Source organism: Deltaproteobacteria bacterium, assembly GCA_020848905.1.
GTDB lineage: Bacteria > Myxococcota_A > Polyangia.
The window spans coordinates 43,612-69,020 of record JADLHG010000008.1; the positions used below are offsets into that span (position 1 = coordinate 43,612).

Consider the following 25,409-nt stretch of genomic DNA (forward strand, 5'->3'; position numbering starts at 1 on the left):
CAGGAGCTACTTCTCCGGCTTGAGCACGTTGATGGCGAACTTGATGACCCCCTCCGCGCGCACGAGATCCAGCACCTGCACCACGCGGCCGTGGGGCACGGCGCGGTCCGCGGCGATGATCGCCTCCAGCGCGTCCCCCTTGCCCCTCCGGTCCCGGATGAAGGCCCGCACCTTCCCCTCGTCCGACGGCTCGCCGTTCAGGGCGAGCTTGCCGTCGGCGTACACGATGAGCGCGAGGAGCGAGGTGGCTTTCGACTCGCCCGTGCTCGCTTCGGGGAGCTTCACCTCCATGGAGTCGCGCACGATATAGGTCGCCGTGACCATGAAGATGATGAGCAACACGAGCATGATGTCCACGAGCGGCGTGACGTTGATGTCGGTGATGAGTCGCCGCCCGCGGGTGTGGCCGCCCGAGAGGTTCCCGCCCGCCATGACGCTCAGGCCCCCTGCGCGGAGGAGCGCGGTGCTGGCGCCTCCTCGCGGGACGCCGTGGCGCGGCCCGGAGCTCCCGCCAGCACGGCCTGCGCGAGCGCCTCGGTGATCGACAACGCGTGGTCCACCTGCTTCTGGAAGTAGTTGAAGGCGATCACGGCCGGGATGGCCACGAAGAGGCCGACCGCGGTGGCCACGAGGGCCTCCGAGATGCCCGCCATCACCGCCTTGGTACCGGTGGTGCTCCCCATGGACAGGTCGTTGAAGGCCCGAATGATGCCGAGCACCGTGCCGAAGAGGCCCACGAAGGGGGCGTTGCTCCCGAGCGTGCCGAGAAAGGTGAGCCGCCGCTCGAGCCGCAGCCGCTCCCGGGCGAGCGAGCTGGCCACGATGCGCTCCGCCGCGTCACGATCGGCCGGCGACCGACCGGCCAGAGCGGCGGTGATCGTCGGATCGGCGGAGTCGAGAATAGTCTTCTCGAGCCGCTTCGCGTCGCCGCCGCCGAGCAGCGGGGTGAGCGCCTCGTCGAGGGCGTCGAGGGCGCGGCGCTTGCGGCGGAAGAAGAGGAACCGCTCGGCGGCGAGAGCCAGGGAGAGCACGGAGAGGAGGAGCAGAAGCACCATCACCCACTCGCTCCCCCCGGCGACGGTCACACGCAGAAGTTTTTCGGTAAGCATGAAAGGTCCTAACGTCGCGTCAGCCTCGGGCGCGGCAAAGTATGGCTCGCTCGGCGGGCGCGAACCATAGCAGAGATCGGTGGCGTCGATCAGCGACGCCGCGACGAACGTGATGGACGCACGTCACCGCGTGCCGGTTGCCCCGTCGGCGAACCTTCGCGCGACCGACGGCTGGAGACAGTAAACCCCGGCACCGTCGGAAAATTGCGCTGTCGAAGGGGCTTGAATATTGGCCCGACCGATGGCATATCGGGGCAACCTCTTACTCGGACGATTGAACCGCCGTGCGGGACGCTATGTCCATGCTGCGAGCCGCGACCGGGCTGGTCCTGGGAGTGTTCTGCCTGGGCCTCCCGGGAAGCGCCCTCGCGCGCACCGTCCCCTCCGGGGGAGCGGCGGCCGTCCCGCCGACCGCGGTGCTGCGGGCCCCCTTCCCCTGCGGCGTGACCTTCAAGGCCGCCTGCGGTTACGGACCCGGCTGCTCGTCGTTCCACCACAACACCACGGCACCCAAGAACTCGAACGACTACTACGCGCTGGACCTGACCCGCGCCGAGGCGAACAACGGCTACGACCTGCCCATCACGGCGGTGGCCGCGGGGTCCGTCATCTACGCGGGGTGGGCCACCGGCGGCTGGGTCTCGTACGGGCAGATCGTGGTCCTCGAGCACACCTTCGACGGCGCGGCGTATCAAACCCTGTACGCGCACATGAACCGCGTGCTCGTGCAGGTGGGGCAGCGCGTCGCGGCCGGGGACACCGTCGGCACGATGGGGGGCAGCAGCAACGGCTCTCTCCGAGGGACCTCGTACCACCTGCACTTCGCGATGTACCGGGGTGCGAAGGTGGATGGTGGCCCCTACGGTGGGGTCGCGGTCGTCCCGGAGGCGCTCGGAGGAGCCGAGGATCTCGCAACGGGCAAGGTGATGACCGACCAGTGCCAGGGAATCACGCCTCCGCCGCCGAAGGACGCCGGAGGAGCGGCGGCCGATGCGGGCGCGCCGGTCATCACGGGGGACGCGGGACAGGCCCCGCCGCCCAAGCTCGACGTCGGCGCGATGGGCCCCGGCCAGCCGGGGGTTTCGATCGCGCATCCCGATGGAGGGGACGCCCTCACCGTGAGCCTGGAGCGTCCGCGCCTCTTCGGCGGATGCGCGGTGGGGGGACGCGACGGCTGGCGGGCCTTCGGCCTCGGCGGACTCGTCACGCTCCTCGCGCTCGTCGGGGGCCTCGTGGCGCGGCGGGGACGACGGCGCCCGGGCCGGCAGCCAGCTACGGACCCGCGTCGATCACGCGACGCACGCGGGCTCTGAGCCCGGCGACGTCGGCGTCCCGCGGCGCGAGGAGCGTCAACCTCGCGGCGCCTCGAACCACCTGCAACTGGATACGTGCCCCCGCGAGCTCGTCGAGGCAGGTCTCCTCCCGCGACTTCCCCTGGTGGTAGAGCTGAAAGCAGCGCAGCCGATCCTGGAGCACGCGGCCACGACTCGGGCTGAGCTCGACGGTGAGCTCGAGACCCAACGGGAGCTCCCGCGCGCGCCAGGGGAGCGCGAGGAGCGGGCACGGGTGACTCTGCTCGAGCGCGGCGCACACTGCCGGGGAGAGCCGGGCGTCCTCGCCGGTCATCCCGCCCTGCTCGGCCAGGCGGCGCTGCACCCGGGCCTGGTCGAGCTCGAGGCGCTCCCCGCGGAGGGGATGCGTTTCCTCGAACGCGCGCGGCCGGCTGTCCGAGGAGCGCACGGCCTTGCCCGCGGCGCGGCCCCCCTCCACCTCGGTGCGCGGGTCGACCGGCGGGGGGGTGCCCCCGCTACGGCAGGCGGCGAGAAGGAAGATCCCAGCAGTGAGGAGGGGCGCGCGCATGGCGAGCTCACTATAGGCGATGCGGCGTCGAGGGCCACGCCCCCGATCGCCGTCGCGGCGCTGGGGTCAACTGTCCCTGTCCGCGGCGGCCCTGGCGACTGAACCCCCACGGGCGACGCATCGCGGCTGGCCCAACGGGTGGTTGTCTCTCAGTTTTCCAGCCTCAGCCCGCGGCATGGGCCCTGCACTTTCCGCCCCTCGATGCTCGCACGCACGACGTACCGCCTCCTCCTTTCGAGCGCGTACCTGCTGCTGTCGGGATGCACGGGGGTCTCGTACGGACGCGATGACGACGACCGGCAAGCCGCGGCCGCGAGCTACGCGCGGGTCCCGATCCAGGGGGCGCCCAGCTCCGTACCCGCCGAGCAGCAGGCCGACCTGAACATCAAGCTGCGCGGGCTCTCCCCCGCGCCGACAAGCGAGACCCGCGCCCTGCTCGCCGACGGGAGCGGCATGGACCCGCTCGCGCCGCAGCTGCATACGATCTTCCCCGGCGGTCAGCCCCCCGCAGTGACCCAGGCCTACCGCGTGGGGCGCTTCGACGGGAGCGGCACCGAAGGCGGAGCCGTGCACGTCATCGAGCTCGCCACCAAAGGCGGCGAGGCGCTGCGCGTGCCCTTCACGGGGCGCGACGTGGCCCCGGGGATCAAGGCCGTCGTGGTCTACGCCGACGCGGACTCGCTCACCCTGAAATACACCCCCGAGGACTCCATCGTGAACGGGTACGCCGTGCACCTGCTCGGCATCGAGGTCGAGCCCGGTCTGCTCGAGGCCTATCGCGCGTGCGTGGCGGCGGGCCGACGGGAGCTGCCGGGCCTCGCCACGGGGCAGCAGCTCGGCTGGGCCCAGGGGGGGACCAAGGTGGCCATCCGCGACACGGGCTCCTTCATGGATCCGCGGCTGCGCAAGGACTGGTGGCAGGGGGCGGGGGCCGGAGCTCCGGGACCGGCCACGCCGCCGGCAGAACCCGCACCGACGCCTCCCGCGACCACACCACCCGCCACGCCGCCGGCCGCGACCCCGACCCCACCCACGGGCGGTGGCGTCCGCTGTACCAGTGGCGAAACGCAGTTCGACGCGGCGAGCGCGCTGACCCCCGGCGCGACCGTGGCCGTGACGATTCGCGCGGCGGGGAGCTACACCTGGGTCATGGCGGGCATCCAGCCCGCGGGGGGCGAGGCCCGCTGGTTCGGAGGCGCCCGCGAGGTTTCCTGCAACGGAGGCTGCCGGTGGACCTTCGATGTGAAGGTCCCGACCGGAGGGGGCTACACGCTGCTCTTCATGAAGGACGCGGTGAACGACACGCCGGGAGCCGGCAGCGTCGTGGGGAGCTGCAAGCCGTAGTCTCAGACCGAACGCTTGCTGAGATACCAGTCCGTGACCTTCAAGTTCCGATCCCCGACCCGCTCCGCGGCCGCCTGCACCGTGACCGGGGCGGGGACGATGACCTCTTCCCCCGGCCTCCAGTTGGCGGGGCAACCCACCCCGTGCTTGTCCGCCGTCTGCAGCGCATCCACCACGCGCACGATCTCGTCGAAGTTCCGCCCGACGTTGAGCGGGTAGTAGATCATGGCCCGCACCAGGTTCTTCGGGTCGATGAAGTACACGCAGCGCACGGTGGCGGTGACCGAGGCCGGCTCGTGCACCATCCCGTAGAGGCGCGAAACCTTCTGATCCAGGTCCGCGATCACCGGAAACGGGATCTTCGTGTCCAGCTTCTCCTCGATGCTCCGCGCCCACGCGATGTGCGAATAGATGCTGTCGATCGAGTTGCCGAGGAGCTTCACGTTGCGCCGCTCGAGCTCCCCGGCCCGGCGCGAGAGCTCCACGAACTCCGTCGTGCACACGGGCGTGAAGTCCGCCGGGTGCGAGAAGAGGATGGCCCAGCGGTCCTTCTTCCACTCATAGAACCGGAGCGGGCCGTGGGTCGTGTTCGCCTGGAAATCGGGCGCGGGTCCGTTGAGCTCGATCCGCGTCTGGGCTTCCTGTTCGTGCGTCATGGTCACCATCGTCTCCTCCTCCATCAACTGCCCCACCATGGGCGAAGTCGCGAGCGTAGTGCTCCCGGCGAGGCCTCACAAGGCCCGCCAGTAACCGGCGAAGAGTCGCGCATTTGGCCAGGCCGCGGCGCGCGTGGTAGGTTTAGCTCGATGGGCCCTCATCGTCGAGCCTCGGAGCTGCACCTCGAACGCGCCAGCGAGCTCTTGCGGCGCGGGCGACGCCTCGCGCACCACGGGCTCACTTCCGTGGAGCTCTCGACGCGGGTCGGCCGAGTCGTGGACCACGTCGCCCGGCAGGTCGTCCGCGGGGTCTTCGTGGCCTCCCACCGGAGCGCCACCCGCCGGCACGGTGGCCTCCGTCGCATGGCCGGAGATTGGGCCGTGCACGCGCAGCGCGCCGAGCAGGACCGCCTGGCCTTCTTCCCCGAGCCGAAGGTGCCGCACTTCAACTGCATCCGTCGCGGCGACCTGCCCGGGGGCTGGGTCGAGGATCTTTCCTTCCCGAGCTACCACGCCCCCGACCGCGCCATCGCCCTCGAGTTTCTGCGGCGCTACCCGGAGAACGCCACCGCGTTCGCGCGGCACTACCGGCACGCGGGGGCCGGCCACCCGGCGGTGGTCTGCCTGCACGGCTGGGGCGGCGGCAGCTTCCCTGTCGAGGCCCGCATCTTCGGCGCGCGCTGGCTCTACGAGCAGGGGCTCGACGTCTACCTCTACGTGCACCCCTATCACGGCGCGCGGCGGCCGGCGGACGTGCGGATCGGCGCCACGCTCTACCCCTCGTCGGACATCGGACGTACCAACGAAGGAATGCTCCAGGCCGCGTGGGAGCTCCGCACCCTGGTCGCGCGGCACCGGCAGCTCACCGGCGCCGAGGCCGGCGTGATGGGGATGAGCCTCGGCGGCTACACCACCGCGATGCTCGCCACGGTCGCGCCGGAGCTCGCCTTCGCCGTGCCGATGATGCCGATCGCGGACCTGCCGGCCCTGATGTGGAAGCTCGGGGAAGGGAGCAAGGACCGCAAGGAGGCCGAAGCCTCGGGCGTCAGCTTCGCCGACCTCTGTCGCACGATGAGCGTCCACTCGCCGCTGGCCCACCCGCTCGCCCTCCCCAGGGAGCGGGTGCTGATCATCGCCGGAAAGGGGGACACCATCGTGCCGCCCGACCACGCCGCGGCGCTCTGGGAGCACTTCGACCGGCCACAGATCCACTGGTTCGCGGGGGGGCACCTGATGCACTTCGGCCGCGAGGGGTACCTCCTCCACCTGCAACGACTCCTCGTGGAGCTCGGCCTGCTGCGCCGACCTCGCGCCCCGCGCCTCGCCGCTCTCGCGTGAGCTCGCCCGCCCCGGACCATGTCGCGATCTCGATCTGAAGCGCTCGTGCGCGTCCGCACCGACGACGGCTGGAACCTGGCGCTCGAGCCCTTCGAGGCGGCGGGCGACCCCCGCGCCGCGGTCCTCCTCGGCCCCGCCATGATGGCCAATCGTCGGAGTCTCGATCGCCCGTCGGGTCGCGGGCTCGCGAGCACCCTGGCCGAAGGCGGCCTCGCGGTCTACACGCTCGACCCACGCGGCCACGGCGACAGCCTCCCACGGGCCTCCCGCGCGGTGGACTGGAGCTACGACGACGTGGTCCGGCTGGACCTCCCCGCCGCATTGCGCACGGTGCGGGCGCGCCACCCCGGGCTCCCCGTCGCGCTCGTCGGCCACAGCCTCTGCGGGCACGGAGGCGCCGCCGCGCTCGGTCTCTCCGACGAGAAGCTCGCCGACGCGCTGGTCATGATCGCCTCGAACGTCTGGGTGCCCCGCCTCGAGCCGTCGCGCACCCGCTGGCTCGCCAAGCGCGCCATTCTCGAGCTCTGGTGCGCCGTCACCCGCCGCGTCGGCTTCTTTCCCACGCGGGCCCTGCGCGCCGGCTCCGACGACGAGGCGCGCAGCTACGTGCTCCAGTTCGACCGCTGGGCCCGAAGCGACCGCTGGACCGACGAGAGCGGCGCGGTGGACTACCTCGCCGCCGTCGCGCGCCTCGAGGTGCCGACCCTCTCGGTGCTCTCGCGCGGAGACCGGCTGCTCTGCCGGCCCGAGGCGGGACGCCGCTTCTGCTCGCACTTCGCAGCACGCCCCCCCGAGGTCTGGGAGGTGGACGGCGCTGAGCTGGGCCTGCCCCGCGGCCCCGGACACATGGAGCTCGTCACCGACGCGCGCTGCCGCCCGCTCTGGGAGCGCCTGGCGCACTGGATCGTCGAGGCCACCGACCGCGCCCTCTCGCCGAGCTAAGGGGTCTGGCGCCCTTCCCCGCCGCTACCCGGAGGCGGCCAGGTTCGGATCCCAGAGCGTCTCTTCGGCTCCTTGCACCGCGTCCGCCCAGCGACTCCAGACGAAGAGCGCGTCGCTCAGCCGATTCAGGTAGGTCACGATCAGGGGGTCGGTTGCCGGCTCCTCCCGCTGCAGCGTCACGCACAGCCGCTCCACCCGACGACAGACCGTGCGCCCGAGGTGGAGCTCGACGCTCAACCGGCTGCCTCCGGGGAGCACGAACGAGCGCAGCGGGGCCAGCTCCTCGTTCAGCTCGTCGATCTCCTGCTCGAGCCGCGTCACCTCCGCGGTCGTGACGCGCGGCTGCCTCGGTCCCACCTGCTCGGGGGGCGTGGCCAGCACCGACCCCGCGTTGAAGAGCTCGTGCTGCACCCTACGCACGATGGCCGCCAGGCGCGCGAGCCGCGGGTGGGTGGCCGAGAGGGTCCGCGCCGACACGAGCACGAGCCCGAGCACGCTGTTCAGCTCGTCCACCGTGCCGTAGCAGTCGATGCGCAGCGCGTCCTTGGGGAGCCGGTCGCCGCCGACCAGGCTCGTCTGTCCGGAGTCTCCTCGCCGCGTGTAGACGCGATTGATCGCGAGCTGCGGCGCTTCGTAGGCTTCGTTCTTCTCCTCGTTCACGAGCTCCTCCCTCCGCGTGTCTTCGTTCGATCGTCTAAGGATGCGGCCGTTTCGCCGGCGGGGCCGCCGCCTTCGTCCGGATGGGCGGCGCGGCGGGCCTCTCGCGCTTCCGGTAGACCCAGACCAGCGGCGCCCCGGCCGCCCGCACCACGTAGGCCTGTCGGTGCAGCGGCGAGCGGAAGGGCGCGTCGTTGAAGAGCTGGTTGTAGATCACCCAGTCGGCCTCCGGGTCGCGCACGGGGACCAGGTCATCTCGCACCTTCAGCACGTGACTCGGCTCGGCGTTCACGAAGACGCGCTGTCCCGGCAGGGCATAGCGCGCCACGTAGCGGTGCGCCTCCTCGATCCCTTCGCCCCACCAGCCGAGCTCGAACCACCTCTTCTCGGCCACCCGCGCCGGCCCGCCCACCGCCTCGTTGTAGTAGTCGAGGTAGTACGGATGCACGGTCAGCGCCGCGTGCAGCGTGTAGAGCCCGAGCGTCGTCCCGAGGACCGCCGTCGCGGGAACGCGCCAGCGCGCCCGCTCCGCTCCGCGCAGCAGGGCGAGGACAAGCCCTTCGAAGCCGGCCGCGACCAGCAGGCAGGCGGGCACCAGCGCCGGGTAGAGGTAGCGCACTCCGTCGCGCACCACGGGGGAGAGCGCCACCAGGAAGGGGCCCGCGAACCAGAGCAGCGGCACGAGGTGTCCGAGGTCCCGCCGCACCGCGAGGCGGCCGAGGTAGAGCGGAAGTCCGGCCAGGAGCGCCACCGGCGTCGTGACCACGAAATAGAGCGGGTAGTAGTAATCGGGGGCCGGCTGTCGCTGACCGAGGAAGACCTCGTGGAGCACATCCGGCTTCCAGAACGAGAAGAGGCCGCCGAGGTGGGCGCGCGTCTCCTGCCAGAGGTAGGGCCAGAGGCCGAAGAAGACCGCGAGCGCCACGCAGGGGAGCACGCCGAGCGTCACCGGCAGTGGGAAGAAGCGCTCGCGCCAGATGGTGCGCGCGTGCCGCACCAGGTAGAGGCCCCCGAGGACGAAGAAGACGCCGCCGTTCACGAGCCGCGTCGCCGTGGCGAGCCCCGCAAAGAGGCCGGCCCAGAGGTACGCGGCCTGATTCCCCTCGCGCCGCAGGCCGCGATAGAAGCACCAGACGGTGAGCAGGTAGAAAAAGCCCGACGGGGTCTCGAGGCCCATCACCTTGCCGTGCGCGACGAGGTGCGGCAGCACGGCGGCGAGGCCTCCGGCGAGGAGCCCCGCGCCGCGTGAGACGAGGTCGCGCCCGGCGAGAAAGAGGAACCCGCAGGTCAGGGCTCCGAGAAGCGCCGAGACGGCCCGCCCCGGCGTGAGGCTCTCCGAGGCCAGGGTGGCCGCGCTGTAGACCCACTTGGCCGTCGCGGGATGCTCCGGGTTCGTGGCCCACGAGGCCGCGCGGAAATCGCCGGCGAGCAGGTTCTGGATCGCGTTGCGCGCCGCCGCCCAGTAGACGTCCTCGTCCCAGGTCTGCCCCGCCCCGTCCAGCTCGAAGAGGCGGAGGGCGAGCGCGGCGCCGACGAGCGCGACGAAGGCGGCGAGGTCGTGCCGGGCCCAGCGCTCCCGACGCAGCAGCGTGGCGAGGCGGCCGAGCGGTCGGCGGAGGAGCAGCAGCGCGCCGAAAAGCCAGCTCGCGCAGAGCAGGAACGCGGCGGGCGCGTCCCGGGGCGGGATGGCGAAGGCCGGCAGAGGGGGCGCCCCCTTCGGGCTGCGCGGAAAAAGGAGCGTGGCCGGAACGGGCTCGAGACCGCCCCAGCGACGGGCCGGAGTCCAGACCACCCGGAGCTGCGCCTTGGGCCCCGGACCCACGAAGCGCACCCGCATGGCGTGCGCCCCGGCCTCGAAGATGCGGTCCCCGAAGACCGGCTTGTCCGGCGTGGCCCCCAGGTTGTGAACGAGCATCTGCTCGTCGATCTCGACCGAGGAGCGCCCTGTCGAAAGGGTGGCGAAGACGAACTTACCCTTGCGCGGGAAGACGACCGTGCCGTTCCACTCGATGCTCCCGGCGCTCCGCGCGTGCGAGCTGCGCGAGCGCTCGAGGTCGAGCTCGGGCTCCACCCGCTTCTCGAGGAGCTTGCCCGCGAAGCTCGGGCCGACGAAGTAGCGCGCCTCGAGGCCGTAACGCTCGCCCGTCGCCTGTCCGGCGCGGTAGCGCTGGATCAGCGGCAGGCTCAGCACGAGCAGCGCGAGGCCGAGGAGCTCCGGCCAGCGCGAGAGGGGCCAGCGCCGCAGCCGCTCGATGCGCGGGAGGCGCCCCGTGTCCGCGTTCACCGCGACCTCGCGCAGAGCTCGTCGAAGAGGAGGTGGCCCCAGGAGCCCGTGGCCTCGTCCACGAGCTCGAGCCGCAGCCGCTGCCCCCTGTAGGCCGAGACGTCCACCACGCGCTCCTCCATGATGTGGCTGTTCGTCCCGGTCCCCCGGTGCACCACGCGCTCTCCGAGGAGGAGCCGCACCTCGATCTGCCCCGGCAGGTTGCCGCCCCCGACCCGGTAGCTCAGCTTGGGCGTCTCGACCGGGAACTCGGGGCTGCGCAGCCGTCCCGTGGGGGGGTCGCCGCTGCCGTAGGAGCTGGCCAGGTAGAGGCCCTCGAAGGGACCCGACATCCCCTGCGTGGGCCACGGGCCTCCCGCGGGACGCGCCCCGAAGGCCGACCCGGTCACGGTGAAGCCGTCGTAGGTGCCGCTCTCGAAGTCGAAGAGGCGCCTGACCCCCGGCGGTGCCGGCTCTCTCCTCTTGGGCACGAGGAGGTAGCGCGGGCGCACGAAGTAGCCGCTCACCACGTACGGCACCTCCTCGTGGTGAAAGTAATAGTCGAACTTGTAGCTGTTCAGCGCGTACTCGTAGCGCCCCTCGACGGGGTTATCTAGAACGATTGCTCCATAATGACGGTTTGCGATGCGCTGGAGGATCTGCGGCGGGTAGGGGTGCCCGGCCCGGGTGACGTCGTTCACCCCCATCTGATGGTAGTGGGAGGGCTTGCCCGCCAGCACCGGATAGAAGGGGTGATAGGGCATGAGCACCGGGCCGGGTACGGAGCGCAGGCGCTCGATGAGCGGCCCGGCCCAGCGCCGGTCCCGCAGGGTGGGGGCGAGCTTGGCCGGCCGGTAGAGCTGGTGCACGAGCTGGCCCGCGAGGACCCCGCCGAGGAGGAGCGCGAGGAGCCCGGCCACCAGTGGACGGGAGGCGAACCTTCGTTCTAGATCGGCCACCGCCAACGGCGCGAAGGCCCCGGCGAAGACCAGCCCCGGGATGTAGGCGTTCACGTCGGCCCACTGCGTGGCGAAGCCCACGGCGGAGACGGCGATGCCCACCACCGCCCAGAGCAGGCCGTAGAGCGGCCGCCGCGCCTCGGGGGGCAGGCGCCGCGTGAAGGCGAGCTGCCCGAGCGCCACGACGAGCCAGAGCCCGAGCACGGCTCCCACCGCGGGGAAGAGCTTGAGCAGCGTGAGCTCGGTCTGCGGCCAGACCCGCTCCCAGTAGAGGTCGTGCCCCTGATGCATTCTAAAAACATACTTCCAAAACCAGCCGTCCGAAGCGCGGTTCAGCCAGAGCACGGTGCCGCCGGCTACGAGCCCCACGCTGGCCACGTAGATCCAGACCCGCCGCCAGTCGAGCAGCAGGAGGAGCGCCCCCGAAGCGACGATGAAGAGGGTGGCCGTCTGCTTGGTCAGAAAGGCGAGTCCCATGAGCGCCCCGGCCAGCGCGAGGTAGGGCCAGCGCGTGCGCTTGTAGGCCAGAAGGAAGAGCGCCGCGGTGATGAGCGCCAGGTAGAGCGAGTCGCCGCGCACGAGATCGTACCAGCCCCCCACGTGCGGGTAGCTCGAGGCCACGAGCCCCACCGAGCCGAGGCCGTAGAGGACTCCGCGACGCCCCTTCCCCGCGGCGCGGCGCACAGCCTCGAAGATGAGGGCGCACGCGCCGAGAAAGGCCAGTACCGAGACGACGCGGCCGACGGGATACGAGAGGCCGAAGACCTTGCCCAGCCCCGCGACGACGGTCGGGTAGAAGGGAGTGTAGAGGAAGGAGATGAAATCGGCCGAGGGCTCGGCGTAGACCGGCTTCCCCTCGAGGATGCGGAGGGCGGTGGTGAGCACGCCCCCCTCCATCCACTCCAGATCTAGCGGGTAGAAGACCCGCAGCCCGAAGGCGTAGAGGAGCAGCGCGAGCTGGCCGAGACCCGCCACGGCCAGGGCCGCCGGCCCGATGGCGCTCGCGACGCGGCCGAGCCGGGCCGCTGCGGTCACGAGCCCACCTCGCTCGGGAAGGGCCCGAGCGTCCGGTCGAGGCGCTTGAGGCAGCAGTAGTAGCGCGGGCTGAGCCCCGGCGGCTCCAGACAGACCCAGGCGTAGCCCCGGGCGCGCCAGAGCGCCGCCTCGCCGGGCGAGGGCTGGTACGGCTCGTCCTGATGGTGCCCGATGTGGCAGATGAGGTCGGGGCGCTCCTTGAGCACGTACTCCTCGGGGGCGAACTTGCTGTGCCCGGGGCGATCCCCCGAGCGCGGCCCGTGGTGCGCGATCCACCGGTCGGAGAGGCCGAAGGCGTCGAGCGCCTTCAGACGCGAGGCGTAGACCACGGCTCCCGCGCCCCCCACCGCGAGGTAGGTGTCCTTCGGCAGGTTCCGCCGCATCCAGTTGCCGAGGAGCACGCGGTCGTCGGCGAAGCGCTTCAGGTAGGCCACGGTGTCGAGCCCCCAGCGGTAGTAGCTCGGCTTCTGATTGTCGCGATGGAGGCCCACGGCGCTCCAGCTCAGCAAGCCGAGGAGCAGGGCCGCCACCGGGAGGAGCCGGGACGCGCGCCACACCTCGGGGCTCGCCGCACGCGGGCGCTCGAAGGCCTCGCGGAGGAGCTCCTGCGCGAGGAAGGCCCAGAGCGGGAGCACGGGGGCGAAGAAGCGGCCGAGAGCCATGAAGTCCCCCCCCACCCAGACCACGTAGAAGCTGTAGCAGCCGAGCAGGAGCGCGACGTAGCTGAAGACGAAGCGCGGCCGAAGTCCCGGCGGGCGGCCGGCCTCGCTCTCCTCGGGGCGGAGCGTGCGCGGCCGGAAGAGCAGCAGGAGCGGAGCGAGGACGTAGAGCCGGTTGTGGTGGACGAAGTCCCAGAGGTAGGGCAGCCCCCACTTGCCGGCCATCGCCGCGCCGCCCCCGGTCTTGATGTAGAAGGTGTTGGGGAAGGGGAAGCCGTAGTAGCGGTAGCGCCAGGCGAAGAAGAGGCCGAAGGGGACGAGGAAGCCCGCCAGCCAGAAGAACTCGGCCCGGGTGGGAAGCAGCCGCCGCTCCCCGAGGAGGTTCGCGGCGACGCGGTGGAGCCCCGTGAGCCCGAAGAGGAGCAGCCCCTCGGGTCGGGTCATCGCCGCCAGCGCGAAGCAGAGGCCCGAGTAGCGCCGCCGCACGCGCCCCGCCGCCTCGGCCAGGTAGAGCGCGAAGCCCGCCGTGCCGAGACAGGTGAAGAGCTGCGTCTCGAGTCCGCCCGAGCACCAGACCGCGAAGTACGCGCAGGCCGGAAGGAGCGCCGGGCCGAGGAGCTCCCACCCCGTGGCGCGCCCGCCGCGATAGGCCCTCCCGGCCAGGTAGAGGAGGCCCAAGGTGCCGACGCCGGCGGCCGAGGCCAGCACGAGCGACATCACGTCCGGGCGCAGGCCGAGCTTGAGCAGCCCCCCGAGGAGCACGGTCCAGAGGAAGTTCGTATAGCCCTCCACCCGGTCCCCGAGGTTGAAGGAGAGCTCACCGTGATAGGCCAGGTTGTGGCTGTAACGAAAGGTGATGTAGGCGTCGTCGCAGACGAAGCCGTACGCCAGACCGTGCAGCACGAGCGCAAGGCCCGCGGCACCGAGGATGAGCCAGGGAGCGGCGGACCGGAGGCGCGCCATGGGCGGATCGTTTACCCGCTTTTCTCCTCGGATCAAAGGGGTTTCCGCACCGCGAGCGGCACGCGGCGCTTCAGCTCGCCGGCGCGGTGAAGGCCTCGAGACAGAGGAGGAGCGGGCGGCCGACGTACTTCCGCGCCGAGGGTGCGCGGCCGAGGAGCGCCTCGTCGCCCATCACCTCCGTCGTGCGCCCGAGCTCGAGCCCTGCGCCGCGCAGGGCCTGCTGGTAGCTCTCGACGGTGTGCTGCTCCGCCCCGAGGCGATACTCCACCCCGTCTCGCCGGAAGTTCGCCTCCACGCCGGCCCGGGCCAGCTCCGGGTGGTAGACCGACAAGAGCAGGCGTCCGCCGGGCCGAAGCGCGCGACGCGTCTCCGCGAAGAAAGCCGGGAGGTCGCGCAGGTGCTCTCCCACGAGGGCGCAGAGCACGGCGTGAAACCTGGCCGGGCAGAGAGGCCACGGCGCGCTCAGGTCCACACAGACGAGCGGGACGCCGGGATACTTCTGCCGCGCCACGCGCAGCATGCCCGGCGAGAAGTCGAGCCCCACGACCTTCGCGCCGCACGCTACGAGCGGCCCGAGGTGACGCCCCGTGCCGCAACCGGCGTCCAGGATTCGCTCACCCGGGCGCGCCGCGAGGAGCCCGAGGCTCGTACGATCGTCGAGCGCCACCACGGGATTGGGCGTCTCGTCGTAGCTCGCAGACCAGCGATCGTAGCCCTCGCGCACCTCGAGCTGCACCGTCCCGCCCTCGGGAGCGGGGAGCCCATCGCGCGTGCGACCGTTCATCGCCTCATGATAGCCGGAACCCGCCGCGCGGGGCCGTGTTACCGTGGCGGGCCATGAGCATCCGGTTCACGAGATCGTGCGCGTGGCGGCGCGTGGGCGGCGCGCTGCTGTGCCTGGGCCTGGCCGCCTGCACGAACCGCGTCCCGGCGGCGCTCGACGGCAGCGCGCAGGATGGAGCCCTCCGCGACGCGGGGCCGGGAGGGGACGCGAGCCCGCGCGACGCGCGGCGCACCGACGGGGGCGGAGGCGATCTGAGCGGCGACCCGACGGTGGCCCACACCATGACGGGCCTCGTGCGGGGCAAGCTCCTCGGCAAGGTGCGCGCGCACCTCGGGATCCCATACGCCGCGCCTCCGGTGGGCGGCCTGCGCTTCGGACACCCGCAACCTCTCACCTCGTGGAGCGGGGTGCGCGAGACCACGGCCCTGGGCCCCTCGTGTCCCCAGAAGCCGAGCACACTCACGAGCCTGCCCAACCGCTACAGCGAGGACTGCCTGACGCTCAACGTCTGGGCCCCCTTCCCCGCTCCGAGCAAGCCCGCGCCGGTGATGGTCTTCATCCACGGCGGAGGCTTCACGCTCGGGGGGAGCGCACAGCCGCTCTACGACGGAACGGCCCTCGTCGAGCAGACGGGCGTCGTGCTCGTGACCTTCAACTACCGCCTGGGGCCCTTGGGCTTCCTCGCGCACGCCCGCACCCCTTACGGGGGCAACGCCGCGCTCTACGACCAGCGCGCGGTCCTGCGCTGGGTGAAGCAGAACATCGGGGCCTTCGGGGGGGACGGCACGAACGTGACCGTCTTCGGCGAGTCGGCGGGCTCGGTCAGCGTCTGCGCCCACCTCGTCTCGCCCGAGGCCACCGGGCCCCTGAATCGCGCGATCATGGAGAGCGGCCCCTGCAGCGGGAATCTACTGACGCTGGCCGAGGCCCAGGCGCAGGGCAAGGCGCTCGCCGAGAAGCTCGGCTGCGAGAGCGCGACCGACGTGCAGACCTGCCTCGGCTCGAAGAGCACGCAGGAGGTGCTGGACGCGCTGCCCACGAAGGACGCGATGATCTTCGGCACAGGGGTCTCGTGGGGCCCGGTCGCCGGAACGCCCTACCTGCCGGCGCAGCCCGCGGCGCTCATGAAGGCCGGCTCGTTCGCCAAGGTGCCGCTCCTCCTCGGCACGAACCGGGACGAGGGGACGCTCTTCGTGCTGCTCGGCGGCCTGCTCGCCACGACGGCGGCACAGTACCCGGGCCTGGCCACCACCGCCTTCGGCGCGAAGGCTCCGCAGGTCCTCGCGCAGTACCCGCTCTCGAGCTACGCGAGCCCGGCCCACGCCATCGCCGACCTCCTCGGAGACGTGGGCTTTGTCTGCCCCACGCGCCGCACCGCGCGGGCCGCCGTCGCGGGGGGCGTCTCCTCGACGTACCTCTACCACTTCACGCAGCCTCCCAGCTTTGCGCTCGTGCCCTTCCTCGCGGTCTTCCACACCGCGGAGCTCCCCTTCGTCTTTCAGAACCCGGGCGGCGCGAAGCCCCTCACGGCCGAGGAACAGCAGCTCGCGCGCAGCATGCTCGGCTACTGGACGCGCTTCGCGGCCACCGGCGACCCGAACGGCGGCGGAGCGCCTGCCTGGCCGGCCTACGCCGCCGGTTCGGACCAGCACCTCGAGCTGGGCCCGACGATCAAGGTGGGCTCGGGGCTGAAACAGGCGGCCTGCGACTTCTGGGACGGGCTCTAGAGCGGCGGACGCTTCTCGCTACGCCCGCTTGCGCGCCTCTGCCTTGGCGGCCGTTCGCGGCGGGCGAACCACTGTCGTGGGCGCGTCCTCTCCGGGATCGGGACCCACGCGCTGCTGCAGGTCCACGAGCGCGCGCAACGCATCGGTGGTGGTGAAGATCCCGACCACCTTCCCGCCCTCGACCACCACGGCGGATCCGATCTTGTCGTCGGCCATGTAGGCGGCCGCGTCCCGCAACAGGGTCGTGGGCGTGACGGTGTACGGGTCCCGGGTCATGGCGTCGTCGACGCGCACGTCCTCGGGGATGACGTCTCGGAGCGTCTCGAGCAGGTGCAGGTCGCGCTGCGAAACGAGTCCCACCAGCTTTCCGCCGTCTAGCACCGGCAGGTGCCGGATCTGGTACTTGCGCATCAGCTTGTGCGCCGCGGTCAGGCTCTGGTCCGCGCCGACGGTGTGCGGGCTCGCGGTCATGTAGTCACGAATGGTGGTGCGCTCCATGGTGCACGCCTCTCCTCGGGCTCCACGCTCGGATATGCCACTTGCGTACCAACCCGGCCACACGGCGAAGGAGCCGCCGTTACAGCGCAATAGCAGCGATGGGCCGGGCGCGGAACCCGCAGGTCGGCCAGCTCGGGCCAGCGTGACCCACAATGCGAGGAGATCTGGCGAGGTCCCGGGTCAGCGTGCGCCGCGTCGTCGGCGCGCGCGCGGGGTCAGGGTCCGGTGTGAGGCGCGGAGATCTGTCGCTGGATGGCGCACCGCACGGAGGTGAAGCCCACGCCGAAGGACAGCGCATCCGGCTTGCCGTCTCCGTCGGTGTCCACGTCCGGATGCGAGGCCAGCCCCACGGCGGGGCTGTTCTGGAGCTCGGCCCCCTCGATCTGGCCGTCTCCGTTCAGGTCGAAGAGGGCCTTGAGCATCTTCTTCGAGCCGGCGCTGGTGTCCGCCGAGTGGTACACGCCGTTCAGCGCGTCGAGCAGCGCCGGGACCACCTTGCTCACCACCTCCGCCTGGCTCACCAGGCCGAGGAGCGCCCCGCGGCGAATGCCGCTCGCGTCCACGAGCCCCGAGACGCGCGCGCGCCGGAGGGTGATCATCGGGTGCGGCGCCACGCCGAGCGGCAGCGGGATCCGCAGCTCTCCGGGACCGGAGGTGAGCTCGCCCCCGACGATGTGGCCCACCAGCACCGCGTCGGCCGGGCTGGCCGTGCTGATCAGGAAGGACTCGTTGCCCGTGAAGTTGTCGAGCGCGTTCGAGTCCAAGTCCACGCCCAGGTGCCCCTGCACGCGCGCCATGGGGTCCTCGATCAGCGAGCTCGCGAAGACCTCGAAGAGCATGATCAGCGCGCCGCGGTGAACCTGCGTCTGGAGCTCGGAGTCGAAGTTCACCTGCGGGGCGGCGGCCCGCAGCGCGGCCAGCATGGCCCCCAGCCGATTTCGCGCCTGTCCGTCGCCGACCGGGTCGTGCGCGTACTGCAGCGCGTTCTCGGGGAGGATGAGGCGATTGACCACCGACTGCAGGCCCTTGCTCGGAGCGACGACGCCCTGGTCGGGGTTCGCCACGGGACCCCCGTCGGCGCGAGCTACGGGCGGCAGGCCCCCGTCGGAGCCGGGCGGCTGGAACGAGCCCACGGGCGGCACGCCGGCCGACCCACCGCAGGCCGCGGCGGACGCCGCAAGCAGGGCCACGAAGCTGTAGCAGGAGCCGCATCGTCGAAGAGATCGAAGGCGAGCCATGGTCCACCCCCTCAATGGGTGCGATTACTCCAACGCCTAGCACAGGGCATGCCAGGGGCCGGTGCCCCGGGGCCCAGGCCGGAGCTCCATGGATCCGAGCCCCTGGCCGTGCCCGGACCGCCGCCCCCCTCCGAGAACCGGCGGGCCGCCGCGCCTCGACGCGCCACGTCGAAGAAAGCCGAGACCGGCCGCGCCCTTGCCCGTCGAGGAAAAGGCCACCCTGGCTCGCCGGAGGGCCACCGAAAGAGGCCTGCCGACCCCACAGCGCGCCGCGCCTTCACTCGTAGCGGAGGGCCTCGATGGGATCGAGCAGCGAGGCCTTCTTGGCCGGGTAGAAACCCGAGGCCACCCCCACCACGAACGAGAAGCCGAAGGCCACCACGATGACCCACGGCGTGAAGCGCACCGTCAGCCCGGGCCCGAAGGCGTTGAAGAGCGCGATCACGGCGAGCCCCAGCGCCAGCCCGACCACGCCCCCGACCAGCGAGACGGTCACGCTCTCCACGAGAAACTGCCGCTCTACGTCCTTGCGGCGCGCTCCCACGGCCATGCGCAGGCCGATCTCGCGGGTCCGCTCGCGCACCGAGACCAGCATGATGTTCATGATCCCGATCCCGCCCACCACGAGCGAGATGGAGGCGATGCCGAGGATCACGAGCTCCATCGTCCGGGCCACCTTGTCGAAGGTGCTGAGCATGTCGGCCTGCGAGACGATGGTGAAGTCTTCGTTGTTGTTGTGGCGACGGATGAGGATCTGGCGCACCTCCTCCATCGCCGCCTCCACCTGCGTGTTCGAGAGGGCCTTGACCGAGATGCGCGTCAGGCTCTCCTGGTTGAAGAGCTCGGTGGCCGCCGTGACGGGGATGAACACCAGATCGTCGAGGTCGATGCCGAGGCTCTGCCCCTTCGAGGCCATCACGCCGATCACGCGAAACTTGGTGCCAGTGATCTTGATCGTCTTGCCCACCGGGTTCTCGTCGCCGAAGAGCTCCTGCTGCACCACCTGCCCGAGCACCGCCACCCGTCGCTTGGCGTCCACGTCCTCTGGGGCCACGAAGCCGCCGAGCGCGACCTTCATCAGGTGCACGTCGGGGAGCGCCTCGTCGGTCCCCACGACCTTGGTGTTGCGCGAGCGGTTCAGGTACTTGACCGTGCCGGCCCCCATCAGCGCCGCGTTGACCTGCGCCACCGCCGTGCCCCGCCGGAAGATGGCCCGCGCGTCGTCGACCGTGAGCTTGTGGACCGTGGTGAACATGGGGCGCGCCACCCCCTTCGTGTCCTCCTTCCCCGGAAAGACGAGGAGCAGGTTCGTCCCCATCTCGGCGAAGAGGTCGGCGAAGTAGGAACGCGCGCCCTCGCCCAACGAGACGAGCAGCACCACCGAGGTCACGCCGATCACCACGCCGAGGGTGGTCAGAAACGAGCGCCACACGTTCGAGCGGATCGAATCGAGCGCCGTGAGGAAGTGCGCGAACCAGCTCATGCGCGCTCGTCCTGCACGATGCGACCGTCGCGCAGCTCGAGGCGTCGCCTGGCCCGCGCGGCCAGGTCCTTGTCGTGCGTCACGACGATCACCGTGACCCCTTCCTTGGCGTTCAGCTCCTCGAAGAGGGCCACGATCTCGCGCCCCACCTGCTGGTCCAGGTTCCCCGTGGGCTCGTCGGCGAGGAGGATCGACGGGGCGTTCACGATCCCGCGGGCGATGGCCACGCGCTGCCGCTGCCCCCCCGAGAGCTCGTTCGGGCGGTGTCCCATGCGGTCCGCGAGGCCCACGAGCTCGAGCGCGTGACGCGCCCGCTTGCGCCGCTCCGCCGGCCGGAGCCCCGCGTAGAGCAGGGGGAGCGCCACGTTGTCCACCGCGGAGAGGCGCGGCAGCAGGTTGAAGGTTTGGAAGACGAAACCGATCTGTCGATTGCGCACGCCAGCGAGCTCGGCGTCGGGGAGGCCGGCCACCTGCTGGCCGTCGAGAAAGTACGCGCCTTCGGTCGGCGAGTCGAGGCAGCCCACCAGGTTCATGAGGGTGGACTTGCCCGAGCCCGAGGGCCCGGTGATGGCCAGGTACTCGCCGCGCTCCACGGCGCACGAGACGTCCGAGAGCGCGCGCACGATCTCACCGCCCAGGCGGTAGGTCTTGGAGACGTGCTCCACGCGGATCAGCGCCCCCATCGCGGCCCCTCACCGCACTCGCGACGGGGAGAGGCGCGGGTTGACGACCACCAGCGCTCCCGGGACGAGTCCCACCTTGTTCAGCGTGAAGATCACCTCGTCCTTCTCCTCCAGACCGCCGAGGAGCTCGGTCCGGTCCCAGTTGGAGAGCCCGAGCTTCACCTTGCGCACGGCCACGCGCCCCTGATGTACGACGAGGACCTGCGCGCCGGTCCCCCGCCCCACGATGGCCGAGGTGGGGAGCGACGGCACTCCCGCGCGGCGCGCCACCACGACCTCGAGGTCGGCCGAGACTCCCACCTTGAGGGCAGGGTCCGGGCGGTCGAGCTCCACGGTGACCTCCACGTTGCGGCTCCCCTTCAGGTCCTGCGAGACCATCGGCGCGACCCAGGTCAGCCGACCGCCGAGCGTCACCCCCGGCCGCGCGTCGCTCGTCACGTGCACCTGCATGCCCGAGCGGAGCCGCGCCGCGTCCGCCTCGTCCACGGTGGCCTCGATGCGCGTCACGGTGTCGTCGTAGAGCTCGAAGACGGGGCTCCCGGGGGCCAGCGTTTCCCCCACCTCCGGGGTCACGCTGGCCAGCGTGCCGTCGAAGGGGGCGCGAAAGAAGGTCGCGTCGTGAAGGGTGCGCGCGATCTCCACCGCGGCCCTGAGCTGCGCCAGGTTCGCCTCGGCGGCGGAGATGGCCTGCGTCGTCACGTCGCGCTCGGTCTCGGCCTCGTCCAGGTTCGCGCGACTCAGCACCTCCTTCCGGTAGAGGCGCTGCGTGCGGTCGAGGACCTTGCCGACCTGCCGCTGCCGCGTCTGCTGCTGCCGCAGAGCGGCCGACCCCGCGGCGAGATTGGCCCGCGCCAGCGCCAGGCGCGCGCGATGCTCGCTGTTCTTCAGCCGCAAGACGAGCGCCCCCTTCTTCACGCGGGCTCCGCGGGCGAAGAAGACCTCGGCCACCTCGCCCACCGTTTGCGACCGCACGCGCGCGTAGCGCTTGGCCTTGACGGTGCCCGCGGCCACGGTGGTCACCACGTCCAGCACCTCCCCGCGAGCCGGGTGGATCACCCCCACCTCGATGCGCTGCTTCGGCCAGTACGCGGCCACGACGGCGATCGCCGCCACGGGGAGGCCCAGCTTGAGCAGGGTCTTCAGCAGACGCACGGGTCTCGACACGGCGCGGTTCCTCGTCACCTGGACTCCAGACCCGCTCTTTACCACGGTTCCCACGACGGTTTCCGAGGGAGAGTCGGTCGCGGTCGCGGCGGTCTCCGGAGGCGTGGCCCGCGCCGCTTCAGGGCTCATAGGCGTTCAGCTTCTGGGACGCCACCGCACGCATCCAGTGCCAGATTGCCTCGGCTTCCTTGCGGCTCAGGTGGCTCAGGGCCGGCATCAGCAGCCCCTTGGCCGGCGCGTCGAAGGGCTGGTAGCGGACGTGATAGAAGAGGTTGCGACCGCTCAGCCGGTAGGCGTGAAGGGCCACGGGCTCCACGAAGTCCCAGCCGTGACCGGGCCCCACGCGACGGACGGCGTGGCAGAAGCCGCAGGACTGCTTGTGGATGGCGAAGCCCTGCTTGACGAGGTCGTCTCCCGGCACCTGGAACTGCCTATCGTAGGCCGCTCCACGCACCAGCTCGATGCTCACCAGCGTGTCCACGAAGCGCCAGGGGGTGAAGGTCTTGAGCGCCGCCTCGGGCAGGTCGGGATGCAGACCTCCCTCCACGACCACCTTGTTCGAGCTGAAGTGCACCGGCCGCACGTCGGCGTAGCCCGCGTTGTCGCGCCGCACGGGCGGAAAACTCGCGCTCCACCGACGCTCGCGTTCGCTCCAGTAGCCGAGCGCCACGAAGACGCGTGGCACGCGGCGCGCTGCCGTGGACCGGAGCGGCAGGCCGACGATCATCTGGTTCGCGAAGTGGAGGAGCGCCACGTCCACCGTGGCCGGCGGCGCGTAGGCCTTGAGGATCTGATCGAGCGTCACCCCCTTGTAGAGCAGCCTCCGCCCGTACTGCGGGTCGTAGAGCGTCTGTTCGCTTTGCGACAGCGCGAGCAGATCCACGCTTCGGGCCCCTTCGCGCAGCGAATAGGTCCCCCCGCCGTAGTCCGCGCGACCGCGGACCCAGACGGTCACCGGCGGACCCGCCCCCTCGCCGCCCGAGGCCAGCGCGGGCAGAGAAAGCGCGACGAGGGCCAGACCGGTGCACGCACGGCGGGCGTTGAGGCGCATGGACGTCCCTCCTCTCCTCCCGGGATGCATCCCACGGGCCATCCGAACGCGCGCGTTCGGACGGGATCTCCGCCCGTTGCAGGAGTCCGGCGCCTCGATCCGCCCCTCCGCGGCGTCGCCGCGGGGCACCGTGACCCGAGGCAGCGCCCACGACCTCCGCGCCTTCGGTCAGACTGACCCTCGACTTCGCCTGCGGCGAGCGCTTGCGGGCGCGTGCGCTCCGGCGCGGCGCCCGGCGCTCCTCCGTCGATCGCGCGAGGCCCCCTTCCGCGAGGCCCACCGGTGCGGTATGACCGCCCGCACATGCCGTCCCGGGTGCGCGACCTCTTGCGGAGCGATTCGGCCCGTCGCCTGGTGGCCCGGGCCGGCCGGCGCCTGCGAGAGTTCGGACTCCCCCTGCCGCCCCCGGCGCGCCTGGTCTATCACCCCGACTACATCAGCTTCCCGACGGACGCGGGAGCGCGGGCCACTTTCGACGTGCGGCGTCCGGCCCGCATCCTCGAGGAGCTGCGGCGCCGGCGGCTCGTGGCGCGAGACCAGGTGCTCTGCCCCGAGCTGGCCCGCCGGGAGGACCTCCTGCGGGTCCATCCCGCGCACTTCCTCGACGAGATCGGTCGGCCCGAAAAGCTCGCGGAGCTGCTCTTCGTGCAGCCCGACCCGCTCTTCATGATCGACTCGCCGCTCGAGCCGTTCCTCGCGCAGACCGGCGGCACGATCCTGGCGGCGGAGCGCGCCCTGGCCGACGGCCTGCCGATCTTCAATCTCGGGGGCGGCTTCCACCACGCGCAGCGGGATCGCGCCGAAGGCTTCTGCCCGGTGAACGACGTGGCTATCGCCATCCGTCGCGTGCAGGAGCTCGGGCTCGCGAGTCGCGTGCTGGTCTTCGACCTGGACTTCCACCACGGCAACGGCACGGCGCTGATCTTTTCCGAGGACGAACGGGTCTTCACGGCCTCGGTGCACGGGCAGACCTGGGCGCACGTCGAGGGGAAAGCGCACAACCTGGACCGCGAACTCCCCCCCGGCACGACCGACGAGCCGTACCTCGAGGCCGTGCGCGACGCGCTCGCGACGGCGCTCGGACGCTTCCGCCCGGAGCTCGTGATCTACCTCGCCGGCGCGGACCCCTACTGCGAGGACAAGCTCGGAGACTTCGCCATCTCCGAGGAGGGGATGCTGCGGCGGGACCTGCACGTCTTCGAAACGGTGACGGGTGCGGGTCTGCCGCTCGCGGTGGTCCTGGCCGGCGGCTACGGCCCGCTGGCCTGGACCATCCCCTACAACTTCATCCACAGCGTGCTGACGGGCGGACCCCTCCCGAGCGCGGCGCGCCCCGGCAACCTCGCCGCGCGCGCCGACCGCGTGGCGCAGCGGCTGGACGTCGTGCGCCTCCGCCAGGGAGAGAGCCGGCTCGGCCCGGAGGACCTGGCCGACTTCAGCGCCGAGCAGCGCGGAGGCCCCCTCTTCCTCGGCTTCTACACCGAGGAGGGGCTCGCCTGGGGGCTCCGGGAGTACGGGTTCCTCCAGCTCCTCGAGGACCGCGGGTTCGCACCTCTGCTGGTGTCGGTCGACACGAAGGATCCGCTGCGCCACATCGCGCGCATTCACTACGCCGAGCGAGACCCGGAGCATCTGGTCGTGGAGCTGGTGGCGCGGCTCCGCACAACTGGGCCGCCGACGACACCATCGACGTTAACGTCACTGACGGAGCCGAAGCCCGCCGAGCCCTTGCGGCTGCTCTCGATCGAGTGGCTCCTGATGCAGGATCCGCGCGCGTCCTTCTCGCTCGACCGCCCGAAGCTCCCCGGACAGCAGTACCCGGGCCTCGGGCTCGGACGCTGGATCGTGGAGCTCCTGCGCAAGACCGCCGAGCGCCTCGAGTGCGACGGGCTGATGAACCAACCGGCGCACTACCACACCGCGCTGCTCTACAGCCGCTACATGCTCTTTCTCGACCCCGAGGAACAGGGGCGCTTCGAGGCGCTGAAGCGGGACCTCGCTCACCTCCCCCTCCTCGAGGCGACCGAACGGGTGGCGGCCGGCCAGGTCCTCGACGCGTCGACCGGGCAGGTCCTGCACTGGGAGGCGGGCCCGCAGGTGCTCCCCCTCGCCCCGCGGCTCATCGCGCACTTCGCCCGTGCGGAGTACCAGGCGGCGGTGCAGGCCGCGCGCGGGCGCAGCCGGTACGGGCTGCTCGACAGGGGGGGCGGCGCGTAGGGCATTCCACGGTAGCGCAGCCGACCGGATCGGCTAAGATGCGGCGCCACTCGAGGTTGGAGGTTCTTCCATGCTGGGCAAGAGAGATCGATCGCTGCGCGGAACATTCTTCGGCATCGCCGCGCTGGGCTTTTTGGCCGTGGGCTGCGGCGGCAAGACCGGGGCGACCGGAGACGGCGGCACGACGGGCCAGACCGACGGCGCGGCGAGCGACGCGACCGGCTCGGGCTACGACGGCGCGATGCCGTCGGAGACCGGCGTCTCGGGAGACGGCGCGACCCCCGCCGATAGTCAGCTCGCCGCGGGCGACAAGGGCACACCCCGACGCGACTTCGGCGCCGGGAGGAAGGACTCCGGCTCGCCCTTCCCCTTCCCCATCCCCGGCTTCGACGGAGGCTTCCCCTGGCCGATGCCCGGCCGCGACGGCGGTGGCTTCCCCTTCCCGATGCCCGGCCGCGACGGCGGCGGCTTCCCCTGGCCGTTCCCCACGGCGGATGGCGGCGGCTTCCCCTTCCCCTTCCCCTTCCCGGGGAGCGACGGCGGCTTCCCCTTCCCGTTCCCGTTCCCAGGCAGCGACGGGGGCTTCCCGTTCCCCTTTCCCTTCCCGGGTAGCGACGGCGGCTTCCCCTGGCCGATGCCGACGGGCGATGGAGGCTTCCCCTTCCCGCTGCCGTTCGGCGACGGGGGCTTCCCCTTCCCGATGCAGCCCGGTGGAGGCGGACCGGCCTGGGCGCGCTCCGCCTCCGAGGTGAGCGACGCCTTCGCCGCCGCCCGCGGCA

At 71.6% G+C, this 25,409-nt stretch carries 22 protein-coding genes; 7 read left to right on the forward strand and 15 right to left on the reverse strand.

Features of this window, described 5'->3' with window-relative positions; translation table 11 throughout:
• Positions 1–6 precede the first annotated feature (6 nt).
• Together IT371_05105 and IT371_05110 are read right to left on the reverse strand one after the other, a co-directional pair.
• A complete protein-coding gene (locus IT371_05105) occupies positions 7–432 on the reverse strand; it encodes a biopolymer transporter ExbD (GenBank protein ID MCC6747015.1) in 426 nt (141 codons plus the stop codon).
• A 5-nt stretch (positions 433–437) separates the two neighbouring features.
• Complete coding sequence (locus tag IT371_05110; protein MCC6747016.1) at positions 438–1,109, reverse strand: MotA/TolQ/ExbB proton channel family protein; 672 nt, start codon at positions 1,107–1,109, stop codon at positions 438–440.
• 302 nt (positions 1,110–1,411) lie between these two features.
• Here IT371_05110 and IT371_05115 point away from each other — a divergent pair, with 302 nt between their 5' ends.
• Positions 1,412–2,422: a M23 family metallopeptidase gene (locus IT371_05115; GenBank protein ID MCC6747017.1), complete on the forward strand. Its 1,011-nt coding sequence runs from the start codon at positions 1,412–1,414 to the stop codon at positions 2,420–2,422.
• On the opposite strand, the gene IT371_05120 is transcribed toward IT371_05115, so the two are convergent.
• Positions 2,382–2,969 (reverse strand): hypothetical protein, encoded by a 588-nt coding sequence (locus IT371_05120; protein MCC6747018.1) that lies wholly within the window; start codon positions 2,967–2,969, stop codon positions 2,382–2,384. The genes IT371_05115 and IT371_05120 overlap by 41 nt on opposite strands.
• A gap of 201 nt (positions 2,970–3,170) precedes the next feature.
• Between IT371_05120 and IT371_05125 the strand changes: the two genes are divergently transcribed.
• Positions 3,171–4,313 (forward strand): hypothetical protein, encoded by a 1,143-nt coding sequence (locus IT371_05125; protein MCC6747019.1) that lies wholly within the window; start codon positions 3,171–3,173, stop codon positions 4,311–4,313.
• Between the two features lie 2 nt (positions 4,314–4,315).
• Here IT371_05125 and IT371_05130 read toward each other — a convergent pair whose 3' ends face one another.
• Entirely contained in the window at positions 4,316–4,969 is a 654-nt protein-coding gene (locus tag IT371_05130) for a peroxiredoxin (protein MCC6747020.1), read from the reverse strand.
• Between the two features lie 150 nt (positions 4,970–5,119).
• Between IT371_05130 and IT371_05135 the strand changes: the two genes are divergently transcribed.
• Both IT371_05135 and IT371_05140 read left to right on the forward strand, forming a co-directional pair.
• Positions 5,120–6,307 (forward strand): prolyl oligopeptidase family serine peptidase, encoded by a 1,188-nt coding sequence (locus tag IT371_05135; protein MCC6747021.1) that lies wholly within the window; start codon positions 5,120–5,122, stop codon positions 6,305–6,307.
• A gap of 45 nt (positions 6,308–6,352) precedes the next feature.
• Positions 6,353–7,249, forward strand: coding sequence for an alpha/beta hydrolase (locus tag IT371_05140; protein ID MCC6747022.1), 897 nt, complete (start codon positions 6,353–6,355; stop codon positions 7,247–7,249).
• Positions 7,250–7,273: 24 nt separating this feature from the next.
• On the opposite strand, the gene IT371_05145 is transcribed toward IT371_05140, so the two are convergent.
• The 5 genes from IT371_05145 to IT371_05165 form a co-directional block, all read right to left on the reverse strand.
• A complete protein-coding gene (locus tag IT371_05145) occupies positions 7,274–7,909 on the reverse strand; it encodes a cob(I)yrinic acid a,c-diamide adenosyltransferase (protein ID MCC6747023.1) in 636 nt (211 codons plus the stop codon).
• A 34-nt stretch (positions 7,910–7,943) separates the two neighbouring features.
• Positions 7,944–10,190: a glycosyltransferase family 39 protein gene (locus tag IT371_05150; GenBank protein ID MCC6747024.1), complete on the reverse strand. Its 2,247-nt coding sequence runs from the start codon at positions 10,188–10,190 to the stop codon at positions 7,944–7,946.
• Entirely contained in the window at positions 10,187–12,163 is a 1,977-nt protein-coding gene (locus IT371_05155; GenBank protein MCC6747025.1) for a glycosyltransferase family 39 protein, read from the reverse strand. The genes IT371_05150 and IT371_05155 overlap by 4 nt, the downstream gene beginning before the upstream one ends.
• A complete protein-coding gene (locus tag IT371_05160) occupies positions 12,160–13,785 on the reverse strand; it encodes a hypothetical protein (GenBank protein MCC6747026.1) in 1,626 nt (541 codons plus the stop codon). The genes IT371_05155 and IT371_05160 overlap by 4 nt, the downstream gene beginning before the upstream one ends.
• A gap of 70 nt (positions 13,786–13,855) precedes the next feature.
• Entirely contained in the window at positions 13,856–14,569 is a 714-nt protein-coding gene (locus IT371_05165) for a methyltransferase domain-containing protein (GenBank protein ID MCC6747027.1), read from the reverse strand.
• A gap of 53 nt (positions 14,570–14,622) precedes the next feature.
• Between IT371_05165 and IT371_05170 the strand changes: the two genes are divergently transcribed.
• Positions 14,623–16,296, forward strand: a complete 1,674-nt coding sequence (locus tag IT371_05170; GenBank protein ID MCC6747028.1) for a carboxylesterase family protein — start codon at positions 14,623–14,625, stop codon at positions 16,294–16,296.
• 18 nt (positions 16,297–16,314) lie between these two features.
• Here IT371_05170 and IT371_05175 read toward each other — a convergent pair whose 3' ends face one another.
• From IT371_05175 to IT371_05200, 6 genes are all read right to left on the reverse strand, one after another.
• Positions 16,315–16,767, reverse strand: coding sequence for a CBS domain-containing protein (locus IT371_05175; protein ID MCC6747029.1), 453 nt, complete (start codon positions 16,765–16,767; stop codon positions 16,315–16,317).
• 242 nt (positions 16,768–17,009) lie between these two features.
• Entirely contained in the window at positions 17,010–18,032 is a 1,023-nt protein-coding gene (locus tag IT371_05180; GenBank protein MCC6747030.1) for a hypothetical protein, read from the reverse strand.
• A 277-nt stretch (positions 18,033–18,309) separates the two neighbouring features.
• Complete coding sequence (locus tag IT371_05185; protein ID MCC6747031.1) at positions 18,310–19,515, reverse strand: ABC transporter permease; 1,206 nt, start codon at positions 19,513–19,515, stop codon at positions 18,310–18,312.
• Positions 19,512–20,189, reverse strand: coding sequence for an ABC transporter ATP-binding protein (locus IT371_05190; GenBank protein MCC6747032.1), 678 nt, complete (start codon positions 20,187–20,189; stop codon positions 19,512–19,514). The genes IT371_05185 and IT371_05190 overlap by 4 nt, the downstream gene beginning before the upstream one ends.
• Positions 20,190–20,207: 18 nt before the next feature.
• The gene (locus tag IT371_05195; GenBank protein MCC6747033.1) at positions 20,208–21,362 is read right to left on the reverse strand and encodes an efflux RND transporter periplasmic adaptor subunit; all 1,155 of its coding nucleotides are present in this window, start codon (positions 21,360–21,362) and stop codon (positions 20,208–20,210) included.
• A 118-nt stretch (positions 21,363–21,480) separates the two neighbouring features.
• Entirely contained in the window at positions 21,481–22,413 is a 933-nt protein-coding gene (locus tag IT371_05200; protein ID MCC6747034.1) for a cytochrome c, read from the reverse strand.
• 303 nt (positions 22,414–22,716) lie between these two features.
• On the opposite strand from IT371_05200, the gene IT371_05205 reads away from it, so the two are divergent.
• Entirely contained in the window at positions 22,717–24,630 is a 1,914-nt protein-coding gene (locus IT371_05205) for a histone deacetylase (GenBank protein MCC6747035.1), read from the forward strand.
• 70 nt (positions 24,631–24,700) lie between these two features.
• The coding region (locus tag IT371_05210) for a hypothetical protein (protein ID MCC6747036.1) at positions 24,701–25,409 on the forward strand (709 nt) is incomplete at its 3' end.

What these genes read in the sequence shown, in the direction of transcription:
- IT371_05175 (MCC6747029.1), bottom strand. Translation starts at nt 16,767, where the DNA reads ATGACCGCGAGCCCGCACACCGTCGGCGCGGACCAGAGCCTGACCGCG.
- IT371_05120 (MCC6747018.1), bottom strand. Translation starts at nt 2,969, where the DNA reads ATGCGCGCGCCCCTCCTCACTGCTGGGATCTTCCTTCTCGCCGCCTGC.
- IT371_05200 (MCC6747034.1), bottom strand. Translation starts at nt 22,413, where the DNA reads ATGCGCCTCAACGCCCGCCGTGCGTGCACCGGTCTGGCCCTCGTCGCG.
- IT371_05135 (MCC6747021.1), top strand. Translation starts at nt 5,120, where the DNA reads ATGGGCCCTCATCGTCGAGCCTCGGAGCTGCACCTCGAACGCGCCAGC.
- IT371_05160 (MCC6747026.1), bottom strand. Translation starts at nt 13,785, where the DNA reads ATGGCGCGCCTCCGGTCCGCCGCTCCCTGGCTCATCCTCGGTGCCGCG.
- IT371_05110 (MCC6747016.1), bottom strand. Translation starts at nt 1,109, where the DNA reads ATGCTTACCGAAAAACTTCTGCGTGTGACCGTCGCCGGGGGGAGCGAG.
- IT371_05130 (MCC6747020.1), bottom strand. Translation starts at nt 4,969, where the DNA reads ATGACGCACGAACAGGAAGCCCAGACGCGGATCGAGCTCAACGGACCC.
- IT371_05170 (MCC6747028.1), top strand. Translation starts at nt 14,623, where the DNA reads ATGAGCATCCGGTTCACGAGATCGTGCGCGTGGCGGCGCGTGGGCGGC.
- IT371_05205 (MCC6747035.1), top strand. Translation starts at nt 22,717, where the DNA reads ATGCCGTCCCGGGTGCGCGACCTCTTGCGGAGCGATTCGGCCCGTCGC.
- IT371_05165 (MCC6747027.1), bottom strand. Translation starts at nt 14,569, where the DNA reads ATGAACGGTCGCACGCGCGATGGGCTCCCCGCTCCCGAGGGCGGGACG.
- IT371_05185 (MCC6747031.1), bottom strand. Translation starts at nt 19,515, where the DNA reads ATGAGCTGGTTCGCGCACTTCCTCACGGCGCTCGATTCGATCCGCTCG.
- IT371_05105 (MCC6747015.1), bottom strand. Translation starts at nt 432, where the DNA reads ATGGCGGGCGGGAACCTCTCGGGCGGCCACACCCGCGGGCGGCGACTC.
- IT371_05180 (MCC6747030.1), bottom strand. Translation starts at nt 18,032, where the DNA reads ATGGCTCGCCTTCGATCTCTTCGACGATGCGGCTCCTGCTACAGCTTC.
- IT371_05125 (MCC6747019.1), top strand. Translation starts at nt 3,171, where the DNA reads ATGCTCGCACGCACGACGTACCGCCTCCTCCTTTCGAGCGCGTACCTG.
- IT371_05115 (MCC6747017.1), top strand. Translation starts at nt 1,412, where the DNA reads ATGCTGCGAGCCGCGACCGGGCTGGTCCTGGGAGTGTTCTGCCTGGGC.